Below are 812 nucleotides of genomic sequence, written 5' to 3' on the forward strand. Positions count from 1 at the left end.
ATTTGAACATATAGACTTAAGTCAGTTGAGCATACGAAGTATGCGAAATAAAAAACCACCTGCTATGCGGGTGGAGCAATAAAGAAGTTATACAAAGATATCACCTTTCCGATATAATGGAGTTGTTCAAGCTGTCATTATAAGAAAGGAAAGGTGATTAAGTATGGCACAAAAAACAAATTCATTGGCACATACGAAGTGGATGTGTAAATATCACATCGTCTTCACACCAAAGTATAGACGAAAAGTGATATATAATCAACTTAGAAATGATATAAGAGAAATAATAATAAGATTATGTCAATATAGAGGGGTGGAAATTATAGAGGGGCATTTGATGTCAGATCATGTACACATGTTGGTAATGATACCAGCAAAGTTAAGTGTATCATCATTTATGGGGTATTTGAAAGGTAAGTCAGCATTAATGATATTTGATCGACATGCAAATTTGAAATATAAATATGGAAATAGACATTTTTGGTCAGAAGGATATTATGTGAGTACAGTAGGACTAAATGATCAAACAGTCGCAAAATATATAAGGGAACAAGAGGGACATGATATAGCAATGGATAAATTGAGTGTAAAAGAATATCAAAATCCATTTGAAGATAAAGAAATGAAGAAAGAAAACAAAAAAGAGAGAAGAAGATAACAAAAGGAGAAAGGAGGAAATAAATCCCTTTGAGGGATGGCGAGAGTCAAAAGCGATAGCTTGAACGAAGAGAAAGCAGCGCCTTGAGACGCGAGCAAGCAACATAGGCTTATAGCCTCAGAGAAAACCACGTCTTTTAGGCGTGGTTTTTATT

Annotated in this window: 1 protein-coding gene; it reads left to right on the forward strand. The window is 34.4% G+C overall.

All coding sequences use genetic code 11. From position 1 onward, the window contains the following. Positions 1-163 precede the first annotated feature (163 nt). Complete coding sequence (gene tnpA, locus KTF99_RS16840) at positions 164-658, forward strand: IS200/IS605 family transposase (RefSeq protein WP_202782692.1); 495 nt, start codon at positions 164-166, stop codon at positions 656-658. Positions 659-812 lie beyond the last annotated feature (154 nt).

The sequence above is a fragment of the Erysipelatoclostridium sp. MSK.7.34 genome (assembly GCF_019041935.1).
Classification (GTDB): Bacteria; Bacillota_I; Bacilli_A; order Erysipelotrichales; family Coprobacillaceae; genus Thomasclavelia; species Thomasclavelia ramosa.

Coding starts and splice junctions, on each gene's coding strand:
- tnpA (WP_202782692.1), top strand. CDS start 164: ATGGCACAAAAAACAAATTCATTGGCACATACGAAGTGGATGTGTAAA.